The 24,610-nt window shown below is 51.9% G+C and carries 3 protein-coding genes; all 3 read right to left on the bottom strand.

Annotation, left to right across the window (positions count from 1 at the left end; all coding sequences use genetic code 11):
- Positions 1-926: 926 nt before the first annotated feature.
- The 3 genes from ACJJJB_RS20655 to ACJJJB_RS20645 all read right to left on the bottom strand — a co-directional run bounded on the left by ACJJJB_RS20655 (position 927) and on the right by ACJJJB_RS20645 (position 24,371).
- Positions 927-19,661, bottom strand: a complete 18,735-nt coding sequence (locus ACJJJB_RS20655) for a filamentous hemagglutinin N-terminal domain-containing protein (RefSeq protein ID WP_445365410.1) — start codon at positions 19,659-19,661, stop codon at positions 927-929.
- A 56-nt stretch (positions 19,662-19,717) separates the two neighbouring features.
- Positions 19,718-21,679 carry a ShlB/FhaC/HecB family hemolysin secretion/activation protein gene (locus ACJJJB_RS20650; protein WP_282951855.1) on the bottom strand — a complete coding sequence of 654 codons (1,962 nt, stop codon included), beginning with the start codon at positions 21,677-21,679 and terminating at the stop codon, positions 19,718-19,720.
- Positions 21,680-21,752: 73 nt separating this feature from the next.
- On the bottom strand, positions 21,753-24,371 hold the full coding sequence (locus tag ACJJJB_RS20645; protein WP_445365409.1) for a bifunctional serine/threonine-protein kinase/formylglycine-generating enzyme family protein: 2,619 nt from the start codon (positions 24,369-24,371) through the stop codon (positions 21,753-21,755).
- Between the last annotated feature and the right edge of the window lie 239 nt (positions 24,372-24,610).

Raw genomic sequence — 24,610 nt, 5'->3', positions numbered from 1 at the left:
GTGCTGATCTGAGTGCCCCGGTCTGCAGGGGTGCTCAGTACCGCTATGCCCCACTCTCCGGCCGCTAATCTCTCGGTTAGCGGGAGCGCATTTAACAAGTGCTCGGCCTGTTCCCGGTTAAACCGGCTTGATGCGCCGTGGTGTATCGGTGCAATCACAGCCGAGAATATCGTCGTTAATATCTTTGACGTTGGCAATACGGCAACGGGTACTAAACCAGCCGAACCGCTGCCGAAAATTACTAGGTGATTCACAGCGTGTACCTACTCGCCGTCGTCATAAAATAGGGCGTCGTCAAGATCCCGCGCTTGTACCCACCATATACCATCGGCGACTTTGTTTTCTTCCGGGTTTAATTTACGGTAGCTGCGAGGCATAGCTTAGCCCGGCTGCACGTGCGCCCGATAGCTTACCTCCCTTACCCTTTATACCAACAGAAAGCTTGACCCCATTAAACCGTTCGTTTGCTCTGGCATTGATCCCCTAATCACCGCCCTATATCGTGCGCCATATAATTCATAGGGCGGTATCTAACCCCTATAGCCTTCTTTTATTCTGGTGCGCATTAAATAATGGGGTCTTATCGCAAGTCGTATCTCTTATGATACTCCTCAGGTTGCCCAATGGCACCGAGCCGACGCTTTAACTACACCTTCCACAATCAGCTCTTGACCCTTCCAGATGGGGATTGCGGAATAGTTAGAGTTTGCCGGCAACAGCCTAGTCTTTCGCCAGTCAAGAGTTTTGCTGCTCAGTTGGCCATCCATGGAAACCACCACAACATCGCCATGCTCCCTTACTCCTTGGTGCAAATCTGGTGCAATATTTTGCTACTAGCTGCAAACCGCTGATAATCACAAAAGGAAAAAGCCGGTCCTCAAGGGCCGGCTTTTTACTCAGAGAATAACTTTAATTACCGAGATAAATCAGCCCCCTGCACTGCCAGCCAAAGGTACTATCTCACCGACAACGTCAGCAGGTGCCTCGCTGACCCCCTCATCCAGCACTGCATCAAATTCCGAGCCTGGAACAGGTTCACCACCAGCAGAAACTGTAGAGGGCAATAGCTCCCCAGACTTAAGTCGCATCTCAGGAGAGTTCACTGCATCCACACCGCTACTATATGGTTTAACAGCGCTGAAAATTGCCGGGTCAACTTGGGTAAAATCCTCTACCGCATTTTGTACCGCAGATTTCAGCCCTTGAGAGGCCTGAGACCCTGCTATCGATTGAAGCTCATCACCAGTACTGGTAACGGTAGGGACTTGGCCAATAAAGTCCGGCTCATAGTAACTTACTGAATAAATATCCAGAGTGTCAGATACATCCAATCGTAAAGGATTAACTGACTCACCGATAATCGTCCACAGCTTCGTATCTGTGCCTAACTTCACAGTAGAGGCCGTAATATGGGTATCACCATATGTCTCGGCGGTTAGTGCTCCAAAGTTTGAGCTGGCCAATTCCACATTACCCAGGCCTGCATTTATCTCATCAATAACCAGGTCTCCCTGGGATAAAACACTGATATTAATATCTGCACCAGATGTCGCTATAGCAAGGGTATTCACTTCAACTTCAATATTTACATCACCAGCAACAGTCAACTCAGCTCTGCTAGCCTTAAGGCTGCCACCAATAGTATCCGATGAGCTGCTAGTAATATTAATATCGCCTTCACCATCATATCCAAGGCGCATACCACTGGCAGCGAATATGAGTCCGGCCCCATCCAAATTAAAGTTACTGGAATTATCTCCTCCATTTACGAAATCAAAACCTAAATCTGTCTCCAGTGTGAGCGAACCATCGGTATTATCCAGATATTCAAAACCGTCAAATATAAAATTACCTACAAGGTTACCGTTTGAATTTATCTGCCAAGTGGCCCCAGAGAGATTGTATTGGAAGGAGTCATTCCCACTTCCACCGGATAACTGTGTATTTTGAGCACTATCCGCATCTACTTGCACATAGTCATCACCAGCACCCAACGACACAGTACTGATAGTGGTTCCAGCCAATAGCACTGAATCATTGCCTGCCCCTGTATCAATTTCGGTGAGCGTTCCGCCTGACAGTTTGAACTGGTCACCCCCTCCACCAGCAAAAATAGATTCTACACTGCTGAAGATCAGGGTTTCGCCCGCGCTACTGACACTCTGTTGAGAGTCGCTAATATTCCATTCAGCATCTATATCTGCACCATAGATGACATCACTTCCGCTACCGGCAGTTAGACTTTCCAAGCCCTCAAAAGTCACTCCTCCAATGGTCATCGTATCCAGAGCACTGAACAGGTATTCACCGCTTACATCTTGTCCTACATATGTTCCTGCACCTTGAACTAGTTCGAGATTCTCAAAAACTACAGTTAAACTATTTACCAGAGCTTCAGCTCCACCATTTACCAGTGAGTTATTTGAACTTGTTGATGTCCAAACTGCCCCATCTGAGCTAACGGAATCGTTCCCGCCAGCACCATCTATTGTTTCGAGCCCGGTAAAATCAATTCCGGCCACACTGATATCGCCAGTAGAGCCCAACACGAAATCATCATTATCCTCGGTACCTAGCAATAAACTACCCGCACCGGTGGTGTTTACCGTCTCCAAGCCACTGAAGTTAATCCCCGCAGTTTTAAGAGCCTGGGCTCCTTGCAATTCAAAAAGCGCTGAGTCGTTAGTATTTGTCAGGACAGGAGTATTAGCGCTGAAGATGCCGCTAAATATAAGCGAGCCTGCAACAAGCTGATTTTCAGTCTCGGTTAGTGCTAATCCATCACTATAGGTACTGGCATCCAAGCTGTCCTCACCGCCATTGCCATCCACCGCTGACATACCAGTGATGGTCATACCATACACTTCAACATCTCCATCAGACACTAAAGTAAATGCATCTGCATTACCTGTGCCCAACAAATCTGCATTATTTACAGTAAGGGTTTCTACACCAGAAAAACTTATGCTGCTATTAGTGGCCTCGAAATTATTCCCCGCAAGAACCCAGTCTGCACCACTAGCCCCAACAACATTATCACTGCCTCCCTGCGCATCTACACTACCAACGCCGCTAAAGGCAATACCGTAACTTGTAACTGCATTGCTACCATCAACCACAAAATTGTCAGCATTACTGGTGCCGAACAATGTTCCTGTGAGAGCGGTAAAAATGCCATCAAAAATCAAACTCCCGGCCGATACTTGGTTATCAGCTCCAGTAAGAGCAAGACCATCAGCAAAAGAAACTGCATCCAGGCTGTTATTTCCTCCCTGGCCATCCACTGCAGACATTCCAGAGACAACCATTGAATAGGCTTCAACATCGCCATCAGACTGAAGAATAAATGCATCTGCACCGCTACTACCCAACAAGCTGGCATTGACCGCGGTGAGGGACTCTACATTGGAGAAGGTAATACTGCTGTTGCTGGCTTGTTTGCTGGTGCCGGTTAAGAGCCAGTTGGCACCATCGGCACCGATCACACTGTCACTGCCATCCAGGGCATTGATCGTGCTCAAGCCGCTGAAGGCGATACCGTAGCTGCTGGCGGCATTGCTGCCATCAACCACAAAGCTATCGGCATTGTCGGTACCGGTCAGTGCTGCAGTCACCGCACTGACAATGCCGTCGAAGGTCAGGGAGCCCGCGGCCACCTGATTGTTGGTGCCGGTCAGGGTCAGGCCATCGCTATAGGCGCTGGCATTCAGGCTGTCATCGCCACCCTGGCCATCAACAGCGGACATACCACTCACGGTCAGGTCGTAAACCGCAACATCCCCACCGGATTGCAGCACAAATGCATCTGTGCCACTGGTGCCCAGCAGGTTGGCATTGACCGCGGTGAGGGACTCTACATTGGAGAAGGTAATACTGCTGTTGCTGGCTTGTTTGCTGGTGCCGGTTAAGATCCAGTTGGCACCATCGGTACCGATCACACTGTCACTGCCATCCAGGGCATTGATCGTACTCAAGCCGCTGAAGGCGATACCGTAGCTGCTGGCGGCATTGCTGCCATCAACCACAAAGCTATCGGCATTGTCGGTACCGGTCAGTGCTGCAGTCACCGCACTGACAATGCCGTCGAAGGTCAGGGAGCCCGCGGCCACCTGATTGTTGGTGCCGGTCAGGGTCAGGCCATCGCTGTAGGCGCTGGCATTCAGGCTGTCATCGCCACCCTGGCCATCAACAACGGACATACCACTCACGATCAGGTCGTAAACCGCAACATCCCCATTCGATTGCAGGGTGAAGGCATCTACACTCGCTGTGCCCAGCAGGTTGGCATTGACCGCGGTGAGGGACTCTACATTGGAGAAGGTAATACTGCTGTTGCTGGCTTGTTTGCTGGTGCCGGTTAAGGTCCAGTTGGCACCATCGGCGCCGATCACACTGTCACTGCCATCCAGGGCATTGATCGTGCTCAAGCCGCTGAAGGCGATACCGTAGCTGCTGGCGGCATTGCTGCCATCAACCACAAAGCTATCGGCATTGTCGGTACCGGTCAGTGCTGCAGTCACCGCACTGACAATGCCGTCGAAGGTCAGGGAGCCCGCGGCCACCTGATTGTTGGTGCCGGTCAGGGTCAGGCCATCGCTGTAGGCGCTGGCATTCAGGCTGTCATCGCCACCCTGGCCATCAACAACGGACATACCACTCACGGTCAGGTCGTAAACCGCAACATCCCCATTCGATTGCAGGGTGAAGGCATCTACACTCGCTGTGCCCAGCAGGTTGGCATTGACCGCGGTGAGGGACTCTACATTGGAGAAGGTAATACTGCTGTTGCTGGCTTGTTTGCTGGTGCCGGTTAAGGTCCAGTTGGCACCATCGGCGCCGATCACACTGTCACTGCCATCCAGGGCATTGATCGTGCTCAAGCCGCTGAAGGCAATACCGTAGCTGCTGGCGGCATTGCTGCCATCAACCACAAAGCTATCGGCATTGTCGGTACCGGTCAGTGCTGCAGTCACCGCACTGACAATGCCGTCGAAGGTCAGGGAGCCCGCGGCCACCTGATTGTTGGTGCCGGTCAGGGTCAGGCCATCGCTATAGGCGCTGGCATTCAGGCTGTCATCGCCACCCTGGCCATCAACAGCGGACATACCACTCACGGTCAGGTCGTAAACCGCAACATCCCCATTCGATTGCAGGGTGAAGGCATCTACACTCGCTGTGCCCAGCAGGTTGGCATTGACCGCGGTGAGGGACTCTACATTGGAGAAGGTAATACTGCTGTTGCTGGCTTGTTTGCTGGTGCCGGTTAAGGTCCAGTTGGCACCATCGGCGCCGATCACACTGTCACTGCCATCCAGGGCATTGATCGTGCTCAAGCCGCTGAAGGCGATACCGTAGCTGCTGGCGGCATTGCTGCCATCAACCACAAAGCTATCGGCATTGTCGGTACCGGTCAGTGCTGCAGTCACCGCACTGACAATACCGTCGAAGGTCAGGGAGCCCGCGGCCACCTGATTGTTGGTGCCGGTCAGGGTCAGGCCATCGCTATAGGCGCTGGCATTCAGGCTGTCATCGCCACCCTGGCCATCAACAGCGGACATACCACTCACGGTCAGGTCGTAAACCGCAACATCCCCATTCGATTGCAGGGTGAAGGCATCTACACTCGCTGTGCCCAGCAGGTTGGCATTGACCGCGGTGAGGGACTCTACATTGGAGAAGGTAATACTGCTGTTGCTGGCTTGTTTACTGGTGCCGGTTAAGGTCCAGTTGGCACCATCGGCGCCGATCACACTGTCACTGCCATCCAGGGCATTGATCGTGCTCAAGCCGCTGAAGGCGATACCGTAGCTGCTGGCGGCATTGCTGCCATCAACCACAAAGCTATCGGCATTGTCGGTACCGGTCAGTGCTGCAGTCACCGCACTGACAATGCCGTCGAAGGTCAGGGAGCCCGCGGCCACCTGATTGTTGGTGCCGGTCAGGGTCAGGCCATCGCTATAGGCGCTGGCATTCAGGCTGTCATCGCCACCCTGGCCATCAACAACGGACATACCACTCACGGTCAGGTCGTAAACCGCAACATCCCCATTCGATTGCAGGGTGAAGGCATCTACACTCGCTGTGCCCAGCAGGTTGGCATTGACCGCGGTGAGGGACTCTACATTGGAGAAGGTAATACTGCTGTTGCTGGCTTGTTTGCTGGTGCCGGTTAAGGTCCAGTTGGCACCATCGGCGCCGATCACACTGTCACTGCCATCCAGGGCATTGATCGTGCTCAAGCCGCTGAAGGCGATACCGTAGCTGCTGGCGGCATTGCTGCCATCAACCACAAAGCTATCGGCATTGTCGGTACCGGTCAGTGCTGCAGTCACCGCACTGACAATGCCGTCGAAGGTCAGGGAGCCCGCGGCCACCTGATTGTTGGTGCCGGTCAGGGTCAGGCCATCGCTATAGGCGCTGGCATTCAGGCTGTCATCGCCACCCTGGCCATCAACAGCGGACATACCACTCACGGTCAGGTCGTAAACCGCAACATCCCCATTCGATTGCAGGGTGAAGGCATCTACACTCGCTGTGCCCAGCAGGTTGGCATTGACCGCGGTGAGGGACTCTACATTGGAGAAGGTAATACTGCTGTTGCTGGCTTGTTTGCTGGTGCCGGTTAAGGTCCAGTTGGCACCATCGGCGCCGATCACACTGTCACTGCCATCCAGGGCATTGATCGTGCTCAAGCCGCTGAAGGCAATACCGTAGCTGCTGGCGGCATTGCTGCCATCAACCACAAAGCTATCGGCATTGTCGGTACCGGTCAGTGCTGCAGTCACCGCACTGACAATGCCGTCGAAGGTCAGGGAGCCCGCGGCCACCTGATTGTTGGTGCCGGTCAGGGTCAGGCCATCGCTATAGGCGCTGGCATTCAGGCTGTCATCGCCACCCTGGCCATCAACAGCGGACATACCACTCACGGTCAGGTCGTAAACCGCAACATCCCCATTCGATTGCAGGGTGAAGGCATCTACACTCGCTGTGCCCAGCAGGTTGGCATTGACCGCGGTGAGGGACTCTACATTGGAGAAGGTAATACTGCTGTTGCTGGCTTGTTTGCTGGTGCCGGTTAAGGTCCAGTTGGCACCATCGGCGCCGATCACACTGTCACTGCCATCCAGGGCATTGATCGTGCTCAAGCCGCTGAAGGCGATACCGTAGCTGCTGGCGGCATTGCTGCCATCAACCACAAAGCTATCGGCATTGTCGGTACCGGTCAGTGCTGCAGTCACCGCACTGACAATACCGTCGAAGGTCAGGGAGCCCGCGGCCACCTGATTGTTGGTGCCGGTCAGGGTCAGGCCATCGCTATAGGCGCTGGCATTCAGGCTGTCATCGCCACCCTGGCCATCAACAACGGACATACCACTCACGATCAGGTCGTAAACCGCAACATCCCCACCGGATTGCAGCACAAATGCATCTGTGCCACTGGTGCCCAGCAGGTTGGCATTGACTGCAGTGAGGGACTCTACATTGGAGAAGGTAATACTGCTGTTGCTGGCTTGTTTACTGGTGCCGGTTAAGATCCAGTTGGCACCATCGGCGCCGGTTACGCTGTCACTACCACCCTTTGCATCCACACTACTGATACTACTGAAAGCAATTTTATTAGCCGTCAGCGCATTCAGGCCTGTGACTACAAAAGTGTCACTATTACCTGAGCCTTCCAGGCTACCCCCGCTGATACTGTCGATACCGCTAAAGTCGATCAAACTTGTGGAGGCTTCGTTATCGACTCCGGTCAGAGTCACAACTCCCAATGCCACAACACTATCGGTACCTGAACCTGCATTGACAGTGCTCAGCCCACTAAAGCTGATGTCCGCAACATCCAGGGCACTGTTGCCGGTAATCTCAAAGGCATCGATACCACTGCTGCCGGTCAACGTCGCGGTCACCGCACTGACGATACCGTCAAAGGTCAGGGTGCCTGATTCAGCAGTGACTTGATTCACTGCGCCTGTCAACGCCAGGCCATCGCTGTAAGCGCTGGCATTCAGGCTGTCATCGCCACCCTGGCCATCAACAGCGGACATACCACTCACGGTCAGGTCGTAAACCGCAACATCCCCATTCGATTGCAGGGTGAAGGCATCTACACTCGCTGTGCCCAGCAGGTTGGCATTAACCGCGGTGAGGGACTCTACATTGGAGAAGGTAATACTGCTGTTGCTGGCTTGTTTGCTGGTGCCGGTTAAGGTCCAGTTGGCACCATCGGCGCCGATCACACTGTCACTGCCATCCAGGGCATTGATCGTGCTCAAGCCGCTGAAGGCGATACCGTAGCTGCTGGCGGCATTGCTGCCATCAACCACAAAGCTATCGGCATTGTCGGTACCGGTCAGTGCTGCAGTCACCGCACTGACAATACCGTCGAAGGTCAGGGAGCCCGCGGCCACCTGATTGTTGGTGCCGGTCAGGGTCAGGCCATCGCTATAGGCGCTGGCATTCAGGCTGTCATCGCCACCCTGGCCATCAACAGCGGACATACCACTCACGGTCAGGTCGTAAACCGCAACATCCCCATTCGATTGCAGGGTGAAGGCATCTACACTCGCTGTGCCCAGCAGGTTGGCATTGACCGCGGTGAGGGACTCTACATTGGAGAAGGTAATACTGCTGTTGCTGGCTTGTTTACTGGTGCCGGTTAAGGTCCAGTTGGCACCATCGGCGCCGATCACACTGTCACTGCCATCCAGGGCATTGATCGTGCTCAAGCCGCTGAAGGCGATACCGTAGCTGCTGGCGGCATTGCTGCCATCAACCACAAAGCTATCGGCATTGTCGGTACCGGTCAGTGCTGCAGTCACCGCACTGACAATGCCGTCGAAAGTCAGGGAGCCCGCGGCCACCTGATTGTTGGTGCCGGTCAGGGTCAGGCCATCGCTATAGGCGCTGGCATTCAGGCTGTCATCGCCACCCTGGCCATCAACAACGGACATACCACTCACGGTCAGGTCGTAAACCGCAACATCCCCATTCGATTGCAGGGTGAAGGCATCTACACTCGCTGTGCCCAGCAGGTTGGCATTGACCGCGGTGAGGGACTCTACATTGGAGAAGGTAATACTGCTGTTGCTGGCTTGTTTGCTGGTGCCGGTTAAGGTCCAGTTGGCACCATCGGCGCCGATCACACTGTCACTGCCATCCAGGGCATTGATCGTGCTCAAGCCGCTGAAGGCGATACCGTAGCTGCTGGCGGCATTGCTGCCATCAACCACAAAGCTATCGGCATTGTCGGTACCGGTCAGTGCTGCAGTCACCGCACTGACAATGCCGTCGAAGGTCAGGGAGCCCGCGGCCACCTGATTGTTGGTGCCGGTCAGGGTCAGGCCATCGCTATAGGCGCTGGCATTCAGGCTGTCATCGCCACCCTGGCCATCAACAGCGGACATACCACTCACGGTCAGGTCGTAAACCGCAACATCCCCATTCGATTGCAGGGTGAAGGCATCTACACTCGCTGTGCCCAGCAGGTTGGCATTGACCGCGGTGAGGGACTCTACATTGGAGAAGGTAATACTGCTGTTGCTGGCTTGTTTGCTGGTGCCGGTTAAGGTCCAGTTGGCACCATCGGCGCCGATCACACTGTCACTGCCATCCAGGGCATTGATCGTGCTCAAGCCGCTGAAGGCAATACCGTAGCTGCTGGCGGCATTGCTGCCATCAACCACAAAGCTATCGGCATTGTCGGTACCGGTCAGTGCTGCAGTCACCGCACTGACAATGCCGTCGAAGGTCAGGGAGCCCGCGGCCACCTGATTGTTGGTGCCGGTCAGGGTCAGGCCATCGCTATAGGCGCTGGCATTCAGGCTGTCATCGCCACCCTGGCCATCAACAGCGGACATACCACTCACGGTCAGGTCGTAAACCGCAACATCCCCATTCGATTGCAGGGTGAAGGCATCTACACTCGCTGTGCCCAGCAGGTTGGCATTGACCGCGGTGAGGGACTCTACATTGGAGAAGGTAATACTGCTGTTGCTGGCTTGTTTGCTGGTGCCGGTTAAGGTCCAGTTGGCACCATCGGCGCCGATCACACTGTCACTGCCATCCAGGGCATTGATCGTGCTCAAGCCGCTGAAGGCGATACCGTAGCTGCTGGCGGCATTGCTGCCATCAACCACAAAGCTATCGGCATTGTCGGTACCGGTCAGTGCTGCAGTCACCGCACTGACAATACCGTCGAAGGTCAGGGAGCCCGCGGCCACCTGATTGTTGGTGCCGGTCAGGGTCAGGCCATCGCTATAGGCGCTGGCATTCAGGCTGTCATCGCCACCCTGGCCATCAACAACGGACATACCACTCACGGTCAGGTCGTAAACCGCAACATCCCCATTCGATTGCAGGGTGAAGGCATCTACACTCGCTGTGCCCAGCAGGTTGGCATTGACCGCGGTGAGGGACTCTACATTGGAGAAGGTAATATTGCTGTTGCTGGCTTGTTTGCTGGTGCCGGTTAAGATCCAGTTGGCACCATCGGCGCCAGTTACGCTGTCGGCACCATCCTTCGCATCAATATCCCCACTAAAACCAGTGAAGCTGATGCTGTTCGCGGTGACATTGGTATTGCTAACCACGACGAAGGTATCTGCATTCGCAGAACCCTCCAGGCTACCGCCAGTAACACTGTCGATACCGCTAAAATCAATCAAACTTGTGGAGGCTTCGTTATCGACTCCGGTCAGAGTCACAACTCCCAATGCCACAACACTATCGGTACCTGAACCTGCATTGACAGTGCTCAGCCCACTAAAGCTGATGTCCGCAACATCCAGGGCATTGTTGCCGGTAATCTCAAAGGCATCGACACCACTGCTGCCGGTCAACGTCGCGGTCACCGCGCTGGCGATACCGTCAAAAGTCAGAGTGCCTGATTCAGCAGTGACTTGATTCACTGCGCCTGTCAACGCCAGGCCATCGCTGTAAGCACTGGCATTCAGGCTGTCATCGCCGCCATTGCCGTCCACAGCAGACATACCACTCACGGTCAGGTCGTAAACCGCAACATCCCCACCGGATTGCAGCACAAATGCATCTGTGCCACTGGTGCCCAGCAGGTTGGCATTGACTGCAGTGAGGGACTCTACATTGGAGAAGGTAATACTGCTGTTGCTGGCTTGTTTACTGGTGCCGGTTAAGATCCAGTTGGCACCATCGGCGCCGGTTACGCTGTCACTACCACCCTTTGCATCCACACTACTGATACTGCTGAAAGCAATTTTATTAGCCGTCAGCGCATTCAGGCCTGTGACTACAAAAGTGTCACTATTACCTGAGCCTTCCAGGCTACCCCCGCTGATACTGTCGATACCGCTAAAGTCGATCAAACTTGTGGAGGCTTCGTTATCGACTCCGGTCAGAGTCACAACTCCCAATGCCACAACACTATCGGTACCTGAACCTGCATTGACAGTGCTCAGCCCACTAAAGCTGATGTCCGCAACATCCAGGGCACTGTTGCCGGTAATCTCAAAGGCATCGATACCACTGCTGCCGGTCAACGTCGCGGTCACCGCACTGACGATACCGTCAAAGGTCAGGGTGCCTGATTCAGCAGTGACTTGATTCACTGCGCCTGTCAACGCCAGGCCATCGCTGTAAGCGCTGGCATTCAGGCTATCATCGCCACCCTGGCCATCAACAGCAGACATACCACTCACGGTCAGGTCGTAAACCGCAACATCCCCACCGGATTGCAGCACAAATGCATCTGTACCACTGGTGCCCAGCAGATTGGCATTGACCGCGGTGAGGGACTCTACATTGGAGAAGGTAATACTGCTGTTGCTGGCTTGTTTGCTGGTGCCGGTTAAGATCCAGTTGGCACCATCGGCGCCGATCACACTGTCACTGCCATCCAGGGCATTGATCGTGCTCAAGCCGCTGAAGGCAATACCGTAGCTGCTGGCGGCATTGCTGCCATCAACCACAAAGCTATCGGCATTGTCGGTACCGGTCAGTGCTGCAGTCACCGCACTGACAATGCCGTCGAAGGTCAGGGAGCCCGCGGCCACCTGATTGTTGGTGCCGGTCAGGGTCAGGCCATCGCTATAGGCGCTGGCATTCAGGCTGTCATCGCCACCCTGGCCATCAACAGCGGACATACCACTCACGGTCAGGTCGTAAACCGCAACATCCCCATTCGATTGCAGGGTGAAGGCATCTACACTCGCTGTGCCCAGCAGGTTGGCATTGACCGCGGTGAGGGACTCTACATTGGAGAAGGTAATACTGCTGTTGCTGGCTTGTTTGCTGGTGCCGGTTAAGGTCCAGTTGGCACCATCGGCACCGATCACACTGTCACTGCCATCCAGGGCATTGATCGTGCTCAAGCCGCTGAAGGCGATACCGTAGCTGCTGGCGGCATTGCTGCCATCAACCACAAAGCTATCGGCATTGTCGGTACCGGTCAGTGCTGCAGTCACCGCACTGACAATACCGTCGAAGGTCAGGGAGCCCGCGGCCACCTGATTGTTGGTGCCGGTCAGGGTCAGGCCATCGCTATAGGCGCTGGCATTCAGGCTGTCATCGCCACCCTGGCCATCAACAACGGACATACCACTCACGGTCAGGTCGTAAACCGCAACATCCCCATTCGATTGCAGGGTGAAGGCATCTACACTCGCTGTGCCCAGCAGGTTGGCATTGACCGCGGTGAGGGACTCTACATTGGAGAAGGTAATACTGCTGTTGCTGGCTTGTTTGCTGGTGCCGGTTAAGATCCAGTTGGCACCATCGGCGCCAGTTACGCTGTCGGCACCATCCTTCGCATCAATATCCCCACTAAAACCAGTGAAGCTGATGCTGTTCGCGGTGACATTGGTATTGCTAACCACGACGAAGGTATCTGCATTCGCAGAACCCTCCAGGCTACCGCCAGTAACACTGTCGATACCGCTAAAATCAATCAAACTTGTGGAGGCTTCGTTATCGACTCCGGTCAGAGTCACAACTCCCAATGCCACAACACTATCGGTACCTGAACCTGCATTGACAGTGCTCAGCCCACTAAAGCTGATGTCCGCAACATCCAGGGCATTGTTGCCGGTAATCTCAAAGGCATCGACACCACTGCTGCCGGTCAACGTCGCGGTCACCGCGCTGGCGATACCGTCAAAAGTCAGAGTGCCTGATTCAGCAGTGACTTGATTCACTGCGCCTGTCAACGCCAGGCCATCGCTGTAAGCACTGGCATTCAGGCTGTCATCGCCGCCATTGCCGTCCACAGCAGACATACCACTCACGGTCAGGTCGTAAACCGCAACATCCCCACCGGATTGCAGCACAAATGCATCTGTGCCACTGGTGCCCAGCAGGTTGGCATTGACTGCAGTGAGGGACTCTACATTGGAGAAGGTAATACTGCTGTTGCTGGCTTGTTTACTGGTGCCGGTTAAGATCCAGTTGGCACCATCGGCGCCGGTTACGCTGTCACTACCACCCTTTGCATCCACACTACTGATACTGCTGAAAGCAATTTTATTAGCCGTCAGCGCATTCAGGCCTGTGACTACAAAAGTGTCACTATTACCTGAGCCTTCCAGGCTACCCCCGCTGATACTGTCGATACCGCTAAAGTCGATCAAACTTGTGGAGGCTTCGTTATCGACTCCGGTCAGAGTCACAACTCCCAATGCCACAACACTATCGGTACCTGAACCTGCATTGACAGTGCTCAGCCCACTAAAGCTGATGTCCGCAACATCCAGGGCACTGTTGCCGGTAATCTCAAAGGCATCGATACCACTGCTGCCGGTCAACGTCGCGGTCACCGCACTGACGATACCGTCAAAGGTCAGGGTGCCTGATTCAGCAGTGACTTGATTCACTGCGCCTGTCAACGCCAGGCCATCGCTGTAAGCGCTGGCATTCAGGCTATCATCGCCACCCTGGCCATCAACAGCAGACATACCACTCACGGTCAGGTCGTAAACCGCAACATCCCCACCGGATTGCAGCACAAATGCATCTGTGCCATTGGTGCCCAGCAGATTGGCATTGACTGCAGTGAGGGACTCTACATTGGAGAAGGTAATACTGCTGTTGCTGGCTTGTTTGCTGGTGCCGGTTAAGGTCCAGTTGGCACCATCGGCGCCGATCACACTGTCACTGCCATCCAGGGCATTGATCGTGCTCAAGCCGCTGAAGGCAATACCGTAGCTGCTGGCGGCATTGCTGCCATCAACCACAAAGCTATCGGCATTGTCGGTACCGGTCAGTGCTGCAGTCACCGCACTGACAATGCCGTCGAAGGTCAGGGAGCCCGCGGCCACCTGATTGTTGGTGCCGGTCAGGGTCAGGCCATCGCTATAGGCGCTGGCATTCAGGCTGTCATCGCCACCCTGGCCATCAACAGCGGACATACCACTCACGGTCAGGTCGTAAACCGCAACATCCCCATTCGATTGCAGGGTGAAGGCATCTACACTCGCTGTGCCCAGCAGGTTGGCATTGACCGCGGTGAGGGACTCTACATTGGAGAAGGTAATACTGCTGTTGCTGGCTTGTTTGCTGGTGCCGGTTAAGGTCCAGTTGGCACCATCGGCACCGATCACACTGTCACTGCCATCCAGGGCATTGATCGTGCTCAAGCCGCTGAAGGCGATACCGTAGCTGCTGGCGGCATTGCTGCCATCAACCACAAAGCTATCGGCATTGTCGGTACCGGTCAGTGCTGCAGTCACCGCACTGACAATGCCGTCGAAAGTCAGGGAGCCCGCGGCCACCTGATTGTTGGTGCCGGTCAGGGTCAGGCCATCGCTGTAGGCGCTGGCATTCAGGCTGTCATCGCCACCCTGGCCATCAACAACGGACATACCACTCACGGTCAGGTCGTAAACCGCAACATCCCCATTCGATTGCAGGGTGAAGGCATCTACACTCGCTGTGCCCAGCAGGTTGGCATTGACCGCGGTGAGGGACTCTACATTGGAGAAGGTAATACTGCTGTTGCTGGCTTGTTTGCTGGTGCCGGTTAAGATCCAGTTGGCACCATCGGCGCCAGTTACGCTGTCGGCACCATCCTTCGCATCAATATCCCCACTAAAACCAGTGAAGCTGATGCTGTTCGCGGTGACATTGGTATTGCTAACCACGACGAAGGTATCTGCATTCGCAGAACCCTCCAGGCTACCGCCAGTAACACTGTCGATACCGCTAAAATCAATCAAACTTGTGGAGGCTTCGTTATCGACTCCGGTCAGAGTCACAACTCCCAATGCCGCAACACTATCGGTACCTGAACCTGCATTGACAGTGCTCAGCCCACTAAAGCTGATGTCCGCAACATCCAGGGCATTGTTGCCGGTAATCTCAAAGGCATCGACACCACTGCTGCCGGTCAACGTCGCGGTCACCGCGCTGGCGATACCGTCAAAAGTCAGGGTGCCTGATTCAGCAGTGACTTGGTTCACTGCGCCTGTCAACGCCAGGCCATCGCTGTAAGCGCTGGCATCCAGGCTATCGCTATCGCCATTGCCGTTTACGGAGGACATGCCGGAAACCGTCAGCTCATAAGCTTTTACATTCCCATCGGCCTGTAAAATAAATGCATCTGCATTCGTTGTACCCACAAGACCTGCATTCGTCGCTGTGAGGTTTTCGACATTGCTAAAGGTGATCCCGCTATTTTTTGCTTGATAGTCGGTACCAGTGAGTTCCCAGTTAACACCGTCTGCGCCAGTTACGCTGTCGGCACCATCCTTCGCATCAATATCCCCACTAAAGCCAGTGAAGCTGATGCTGTTCGCGGTGACATTGGTATTGCTAACCACGACGAAGGTATCTGCATTCGCAGAACCCTCCAGGCTACCGCCAGTAACACTGTCGATACCGCTAAAATCAATCAAACTTGTGGAGGCTTCGTTATCGACTCCGGTCAGAGTCACAACTCCCAATGCCACAACACTATCGGTACCTGAACCTGCATTGACAGTGCTCAGCCCACTAAAGCTGATGTCCGCAACATCCAGGGCACTGTTGCCGGTAATCTCAAAGGCATCGATACCACTGCTGCCGGTCAACGTCGCGGTCACCGCGCTGGCGATACCGTCAAAAGTCAGGGTGCCTGATTCAGCAGTGACTTGGTTCACTGCGCCTGTCAACGCCAGGCCATCGCTGTAAGCGCTGGCATCCAGGCTATCGCTATCGCCATTGCCGTTCACGGAGGACATGCCGGAAACCGTCAGCTCATAAGCTTTTACATTCCCATCGGCCTGTAAAATAAATGCATCTGCATTCGTTGTACCCACAAGACCTGCATTCGTCGCTGTGAGGTTTTCGACATTGCTAAAGGTGATCCCGCTATTTTTTGCTTGATAGTCGGTACCAGTGAGTTCCCAGTTAACACCGTCTGCGCCAGTTACGCTGTCGGCACCATCCTTCGCATCAATATCCCCACTAAAGCCAGTGAAGCTGATGCTGTTCGCGGTGACATTGGTATTGCTAACCACGACGAAGGTATCTGCATTCGCAGAACCCTCCAGGCTACCGCCAGTAACACTGTCGATACCGCTAAAATCAATCAAACTTGTGGAGGCTTCGTTATCGACTCCGGTCAGAGTCACAACTCCCAATGCCGCAACACTATCGGTACCTGAACCTGCATTGACAGTGCTCAGCCCACTAAAGCTGATGTCCGCAACATCCAGGGCATTGTTGCCGGTAATCTCAAAGGCATCGACACCACTGCTGCCGGTCAACGTCGCGGTCACCGCGCTGGCGATACCGTCAAAAGTCAGGGTGCCTGATTCAGCAGTGACTTGGTTCACTGCGCCTGTCAACGCCAGGCCATCGCTGTAAGCGCTGGCATCCAGGCTATCGCTATCGCCATTGCCGTTTACGGAGGACATGCCGGAAACCGTCAGCTCATAAGCTTTTACATTCCCATCGGCCTGTAAAATAAATGCATCTGCATTCGTTGTACCCACAAGACCTGCATTCGTCGCTGTGAGGTTTTCGACATTGCTAAAGGTGATCCCGCTATTTTTTGCTTGATAGTCGGTACCAGTGAGTTCCCAGTTAACACCGTCTGCGCCAGTTACGCTGTCGGCACCATCCTTCGTATCAATATCCCCACTAAAACCAGTGAAGCTGATGCTGTTCGCGGTGACATTGGTATTGCTAACCACGACGAAGGTATCTGCATTCGCAGAACCCTCCAGGCTACCGCCAGTAACACTGTCGATACCGCTAAAATCGATCAAACTTGTGGAGGCTTCGTTATCGACTCCGGTCAGAGTCACAACTCCCAATGCCGCAACACTATCGGTACCTGAACCTGCATTGACAGTGCTCAGCCCACTAAAGCTGATGTCCGCAACATCCAGGGCATTGTTGCCGGTAATCTCAAAGGCATCGACACCACTGCTGCCGGTCAACGTCGCGGTCACCGCGCTGGCGATACCGTCAAAAGTCAGGGTGCCTGATTCAGCAGTGACTTGGTTCACTGCGCCTGTCAACGCCAGGCCATCGCTGTAAGCGCTGGCATCCAGGCTATCGCTATCGCTATCGCCATTGCCGTTCACGGAGGACATGCCGGAAACCGTCAGCTCATAAGCTTTTACATTCCCATCGGCCTGTAAAATAAATGCATCTGCATTCGTTGTACCCACAAGACCTGCATTCGTCGCTGTGAGATTTTCGACATTGCTAAAGGTGATCCCGCTATTTTTTGCTTGATAGTCGGTACCAGTGAGTTCCCAGTTAATACCGTCTGCGCCAGTTACGCTGTCGGTGCCATCCCCCAAATCAACCTTCTCCACCCCAGAAAAAGAGATAGCATCGATAGAAAAAGATTTAGTTCCATTGACTATTAAGGAATCGGCGCTATCTGATAGGGTAAACAAGTCGTCACCACTGTTAGCTACAACGGTCCCGGAGTTTGTGACTGTGATATCACCAAGTTCATTAATCGTATTGTCATCTGTACCACCAACCGAGAGAGAGAAGTCGGAAACAGTAATTGAACCTTCATTGGTAAACGACCCTCCAGCATTAACTGTCAGGCCACCATTTACTGCTGAAACTGTAACTCCATTATCAATTTTTACACCGCTATACGAGGTCAGCGTCAAAGTATGAGCCGTAGTCCATGCAATGGAGTCAGCAACAAGAATTCCATCTGAAAAATCACCGCCAGATGGGGTTACAGGTCCACCGGGACCTGAACCATTATTAGCATCAGTAACACTGATCTCTATATTATTATTCGCCAGTGCACTTACTACAGCTGAAACCGAAACACAATTGTTTGTGACACAAGGATCGTCAGTAATTTCCATCCAGCCTGGATCCAGTAGCCAGTTACCCGTTTCTCCATCACCATGGCTCAATGTGGATACAAACATATCCTCTTCATCAAGATGAAGGTATTGCTTACCAGAAGTTTCTACTAAACCACCATCACCGCCAGCAGCCCCTGACTCCGCCAGGATAGTCCCGCCAAACTCCGTAGTAATATCGGACCATACGATGACCTTGCCACCCTTAGCATTTCCAATACCACTCGCATTAATATTTGCCTCACTTGTGACCGTCGTAAATTCGGCATTGCGAATTTCGGGATTTACTCCTTGATAATCTCCCCCGATAAGTACCTCACCGCCGGAATCTGTACCACGAGCATCAATATCGCCTGCAAGGAAAACCTCGTCACCTAACACCGCAACATAACCACCATTTCCGGAATTACCCGTAACACTTATTTGTCCGGTGTGCTCAGCAGTATCACCCTCTAATACAATTTCACCACCAGCTATGCCTGAGGCATCTAAAGTTCCACTGTTGGCAACACCACTACCAGAACCAAATAAGCGAATTTTTCCCCCGCTGGTATCAATGCCTTTTGCCTTTATCGTACCTTCATTATTTACTGCAGCTGTAAATAGATCACCAGAGACGCTAGCCTCCATTAATACTTGCGCGCCCTCAATAGCTCCTTCATTTAGTACGGCACTATCTACACCCAGATCATTCTCCATGACCTCTTTAGTAATTTTGAGACCAATAAGCCCATCCGCATCGAATGTGAGTAATGCTTCATCAGCCGCAGCCAAACTAACCAGCTCTGCACTAATCAACCCTGAAGATGCATTGGTAACCTGTTTTCCTACCAATAGCGCACTGGATGCATTAATTACCCCACGGTTTACGACAATGCCCGATGAACCATCTTCACCCTGGAAAATAAAATCCCCATTCATGAAGTCTTCTGGACTCATATCAAGCCCAGAAGCGGTGATGGCACCTACATTCACTGTTGCAGTTTCAGTAAAAAGCACTCCTCGCGGATTAACAAGAATTACATGTCCATTCGCCTCAATTGATCCGTGAATCGTAGTTGGATCCTGCCCTAAAATACGGTTAAGTACGATGGATGAGGAATCAGGTTGTAAAAACTTGACCAGTTCTTCCGGGCTTAGGTTAAATGATTCCCAATCTATCGATAGCAAATCAGTGACCTGATCGATTGTTGTGGTTGAACCATCTACATCAATCGTACCTTCACCTCCGGTCACTACACCGCCCTCAGGACCCGCATAAGCCATGGGGCTCAAAATCCCCGCAAGCACACCAGCATAAGCAAGGCTTGATAATTTTATTGCAGTTACTAATCTTCTTACTTCAAGCGTTTTCTTTTTAGCTTTCATACCAGAACCCTGCGAAGAGGAACTTTGTTTTCGTTAGTAATTCAGAAATTTAATAATTAGTTATAAAAAATTGAAAAATCAGCATAAACCGTTGGCTCATCTTCACCAACAGCAATATTTGTTATCGAGGTACTCGACATAATTGGCCAAGCCATAGAAACTTTGCTTGAGAACCGATCATCCCAACTGAACTTGAAGAGTACACCCGCCCCAGAGAACCTGGCCCAATCATCATCAAGTGTTTCTTCGTAGTTATTAACAAAGCCATAACCAACATCTGCTATAAGGGCAACCTGTACAATGTCGTTTAAGCGCTGCCCGAAAAGAACCGGATTGATCGCTTCAGGAAAATTCACGTACCACTCTGCAGATAAGACCGCTCCTTTATCAGCGGAAAAATCCCTCACTGCAAATGCTCGTACACCATTAGCCCCACCCAATGACATCTGTTCAAACCCGGGTAAGTTGCTTTCGCTATATTGTGCTCGTCCTTTCAGGATAAGTCTTGATTGCTCATCTATAAAAGGCATAGGAAGAAAAAGCAAAGAGCTGGTATTGATCGCCACTTTATTAAAATCATCCCCTCTGCCAGCTTCAACATCATTCTGATGCTCACCATATTGAAGATTCACATTCATTATATTCAACATGGAAAAAAGGCCATTAGAGAGACTATCCAAATAAACACCAACCTCACCGCCATAAACATGATCGTTTGTAAAAGCAATCGCCCCCTCAAGCTCAGATTCCTTCTCTGTTATTCCGAAAGAGCCTGTCAAATTGAAATCCCGAGAGCGACGGAATTTATGATCTAGAGAAACGGCATAACTTTTATTGACACCGGATATATTGAGTGCATTGATGACATTTTCCTTATTTTCTTCATCGTAGAGATTAAACTCATTATGATCTGCCGAAATCTCTAGTCTGGTACGAGGAGAAAATACAGGGAAACTATATCTAATTTGACCCAAATCAGAACCAAGCTTTTCATCCGTTTCAAGAGCAGATTTTAAATAGCTTACCGTTAACGCATCTCCTATACCCAGTGGATTCAGCCAATCAACCGTGGCATAGGCTCTTTCATTACCTGTATAAAGAGAACCATGATTATCCAACCTTAAAGAAGCCTTATAAGAGCTTGTTTCACGCGCTTTCAAATTAAGTTTGGTTTCTCCAGGATTATCACCAGCGCTAAAATACCCAGTAACATTTAGGCCCGGTAGATCATTGAGAAGGTATAACCCCTCCTCAATACTTTCATGGTTCACCAATTCCCCTCTTTGGCCTTCGAAAGGCTCTGCAAGTTGATCCAGGGCGTAACGCTCATTATCTTCAGCAACAACCTGTCCCAGCAGCCCCTCCTGAACAGTGAGAGTAACTACACCATTTTCAACGTCTTGCGCAGGTATTTGTACTTGAGCAAGGAACAAACCTTGACGGCGATAAAAGTTAGTAAGTTCTGCAGCTATATCTTCCAGGTCCCCATAACTTAGTCCACGTTCCTTATTTTGCTTCTCTATAACACTGACCAGCTTTTTTAATTCTGCAGGGCCAAGGCCTCCCGGATTAAATTGGGCATTCATGTTCCCCAGTAAGATAGCCAGCTCTTCCAAATTTTCTACGGTATATCCACTGGCAAGAATCTTATCTTCCTTCATATATTTAATGCGCAAATCCTCAGCCATCTTCTCGATGGTGGTGCGCTCAATACCAAATTCTGGATACTCTTCTAACCTGTGAAACCGAAACTCTTTGACAGTAATACGTGGCCCTTGATTACGCTGGGAAATTTCGGGGATTTCAGTATTAAGGTTTGGGTCCTCCGCCTCAAAAGTCCGCTGGAGATAGTCTTTTGTTACATCTACTTCGCTAACAGTTGGTGTATTTTGATCGAATGCCTGCCTTACACGACTTCGAAAGCTGGAGTCCTCCTCCTGAGCTTTAGCAGGCATTTGCAGTAGCATAAAACCGGCACTAATAAAGAGTGCCAGTTTGCTTTGTTTGAGCCAGAACATAACTCCCCCAAATAAAATTCTTATTTATTTGCCCCCCTGAACTTCTAATTGGGAAAGGCCGAATTACAATTATTTAGTTAACATCCCTAACGATGCGAAACCCTGTAAATTCATCTGCCTGACCATTATGGAGCCGCTTTGTTGTAGCCAGGCAGCGACTCATGGGGTCCAAGCGATTACCCCCTAAGGCCAGCAACTCACCATCGGTGCCACGTGCCCACTCCTGCACATTGCCGACTGAATTCACCAAGCCAAACCTATTAGAAGAGCCGGATTGCGCTGGGACAAATTCAGCTCCCTTCTCGATACCACCATATTTAAGGTGGCAATTTCGATCAGCCAGCTCTTCCTGACCATTCGCACTGGCTGCGGCAAACCATTCCTGCTCGGTGGGTAGACGGTAACTATAACCAGTTTCGTCGCTTAACCAACTTAGGTATGCCTCTGCACTAGTTAATAACACGTTATTAGCTGGCATATTGTCGGCACCGAATTCCAGCGAATTACACTGCTTAGTGATACTGCAGAATTGCTTCAAATCAAGATTACTTATTTCATATTTACCAACAGCAAGAGGCCTGCCACTTACACCTTTGATAACGACCATCGCCGGGCCTTTGCTACCATCTGCAAGACGATCACGACAACTGTAGCGATCTCCTCTACCGCCACTTCCTGGTACCAGGTGCCCACAGAAGTCCAGCTTGAGCTCTTTCAGAGGCTGATAGCTGGGGAGAAGCGCCCTAAACTCATCCACCAGAGCCTCTGTTTGGGTCGGGTCTTTTGCACCCAGATTGGAAGCACAGGTACTGAGTTCTTCACCGATAACCGGACGAATCTGCTGGGCCTTGATATTGTCCACTTTCGCGAGCTGGGAAAGTTGCGCCCCAATAGCCCCCACATTCATATCAAAGCTGCAAGTCAGAACCGCTTCCATCTCATTGAGAATCGCATCTACCTGTTTCTGCTTGATTGTAGCCAGACGACGACGCTCGGCCCGCTCTTCTTGTAAGCGCAGGCGCTCCGCTTCTCGCTCAGCCTCCAAACGCTCAGCTTCAAGACGTGCCTGTAAATTCTCCCTATCAGTCGCCAACTGGGATTTAATCGCCACTGCCCGGCTGGATACCCCATACCAGTTAGCAGCACTTCGAAGCATTAGGTCGGCTTGGTCCAGGTTACCCAAGTTAAGCTGACCAGTTGCGGCAGCTAAGAACAGCTCAGATATCTCACGCCGTGAGGCATCCAGAAAGTCATCATCACCAGGGTTCAGCTCTGAGTATTCCTTCAGCTCCAGACGGAGGTCGTTCTCCCAGGCGGGAGTTAAGATACTCAAGTTAATCAGCCGGCTAATCGCTTCTTTCTTATCACTGATTCGGCGCTCTAACAGCTCCTGCTGCAATTTTCGTTCAAGCTCTATTTTTACCCTCTCTTGTTCGGCGGTATTCTGCTGCTCCAAGTGGTTATAACCAAATCCAGCGCCAATAAGCATCATGGCAAAGGCACTACCCAGAACCCATTTCCAGGTATTACTAATAAAGAATGCCTGCACAAACTTTTCGACGGTATCGGTACGATTTTCCCGCTTCAGCTCCAAGGCAGACTCAAGGGCACGCCATTCTCTGCGGTTCAGCCCCTTGATGCGCTTTGGACGTAACTTCTGCTCAAAAGCCTTATCCGCAGGCGTTTTGTCATAGGGATGGCGACCACAAAACAATTCATAGGCCACACAGCCCAGTGCATAAACATCATCAGAGGGGGCTGGCTCTCCCCCTTTCAACATCTCATAGCTCGCATAAGCGGGCGTCAGTGCCCCAAGACTGCCAGCATCAAATACAGTGGTCTCACCAGTTTTATTCGCAATTCCTCCTTCCGATACTGCTCGCGCAATACCAAAGTCAAAAACCTTTGCGCCTTTCTTACTGGTGACGAAAATATTGCCCGGTTTAAAGTCGGAGTGGACGATTTTATGTGAATGCGCATAGATCAGTGCCTGACAAATATCCGTAAATACGGATCGCGCTTTTTCTGGTTCAAGCCCCACATCTGCATGATCTCGCAGAAGCTTATCCAAGGGTGCCCCTTCCAGGAATTCCATCGTCATAAAGACGCGGTCACCATCACGGTCAAAATCATAAACCGTTACGATGTTAGGATGGGCTAGAGTTTGAGACTTACGCGCCTCACGTTGCAGGGAAATAAAGGCATCAGGGTGCTTCTGAAAATCATCGTTTAACAGCTTAATAGCGACATAGGGTTCGCTGTCGTTAGCTTCTAATTTTCGGCGGTCGAGAGCTTTATAAACTGCCCCCATACCGCCAACACCCAAGAGTTTGTCAAGCTCAAAACGCCCTTTAATCACGGTCTTTGTAACAGCACCTGAGGGTAAGGGTTCGAAAGAGTCAGGAGTATCGATGGGATTAGCCGGTATTCCACCTTCTAACTTAGTGCCGACTTCTTGCTGAACAGAAGCTTTGTGCGGGGCCGGACTAAAGACGGTAGCATCAGTCCCAAAATCTGCAGCAGCATTGGGAATTATCGCTTGGGCTCCACGAACTGGCGGATGGTCATTTGAACCGGTAGCATCCTGGCGCACAATGACAGTGACATCACCATCTTCCGTTAACCCACCTGCAGCTTGCTCCGGGCCGGGCGGAGAGCCACTCGGCCGAACAATACGTGTCTTATCGTTCAATTCCGCCTCCTTGGGAAAGTATTACCAAATATCCAAATGCATAACAAAAATGTTACGGGCTTATCAATTAAGGTAATTTAAAGTGGCAAAGTATATCGAACAGGTTAAGGAGCAACAATCAAGGTATATTCAAAATAATTTGCCTACAGGCGTCATAAGTACACTATCCCAGTAGTGGTGCAGCTAACCGGAATGCTTGCCAATGAATACAACCAATTACATAGGCTTACATGCATGTT

The organism is Microbulbifer variabilis (assembly GCF_052468405.1).
This window is presented reverse-complemented; position numbering and strand designations above follow the sequence as displayed.

Excerpts from the sequence above, each read along its gene's own strand:
- ACJJJB_RS20655 (WP_445365410.1), bottom strand. The coding sequence starts at position 19,661 with ATGAAAGCTAAAAAGAAAACGCTTGAAGTAAGAAGATTAGTAACTGCA.
- ACJJJB_RS20650 (WP_282951855.1), bottom strand. The coding sequence starts at position 21,679 with ATGTTCTGGCTCAAACAAAGCAAACTGGCACTCTTTATTAGTGCCGGT.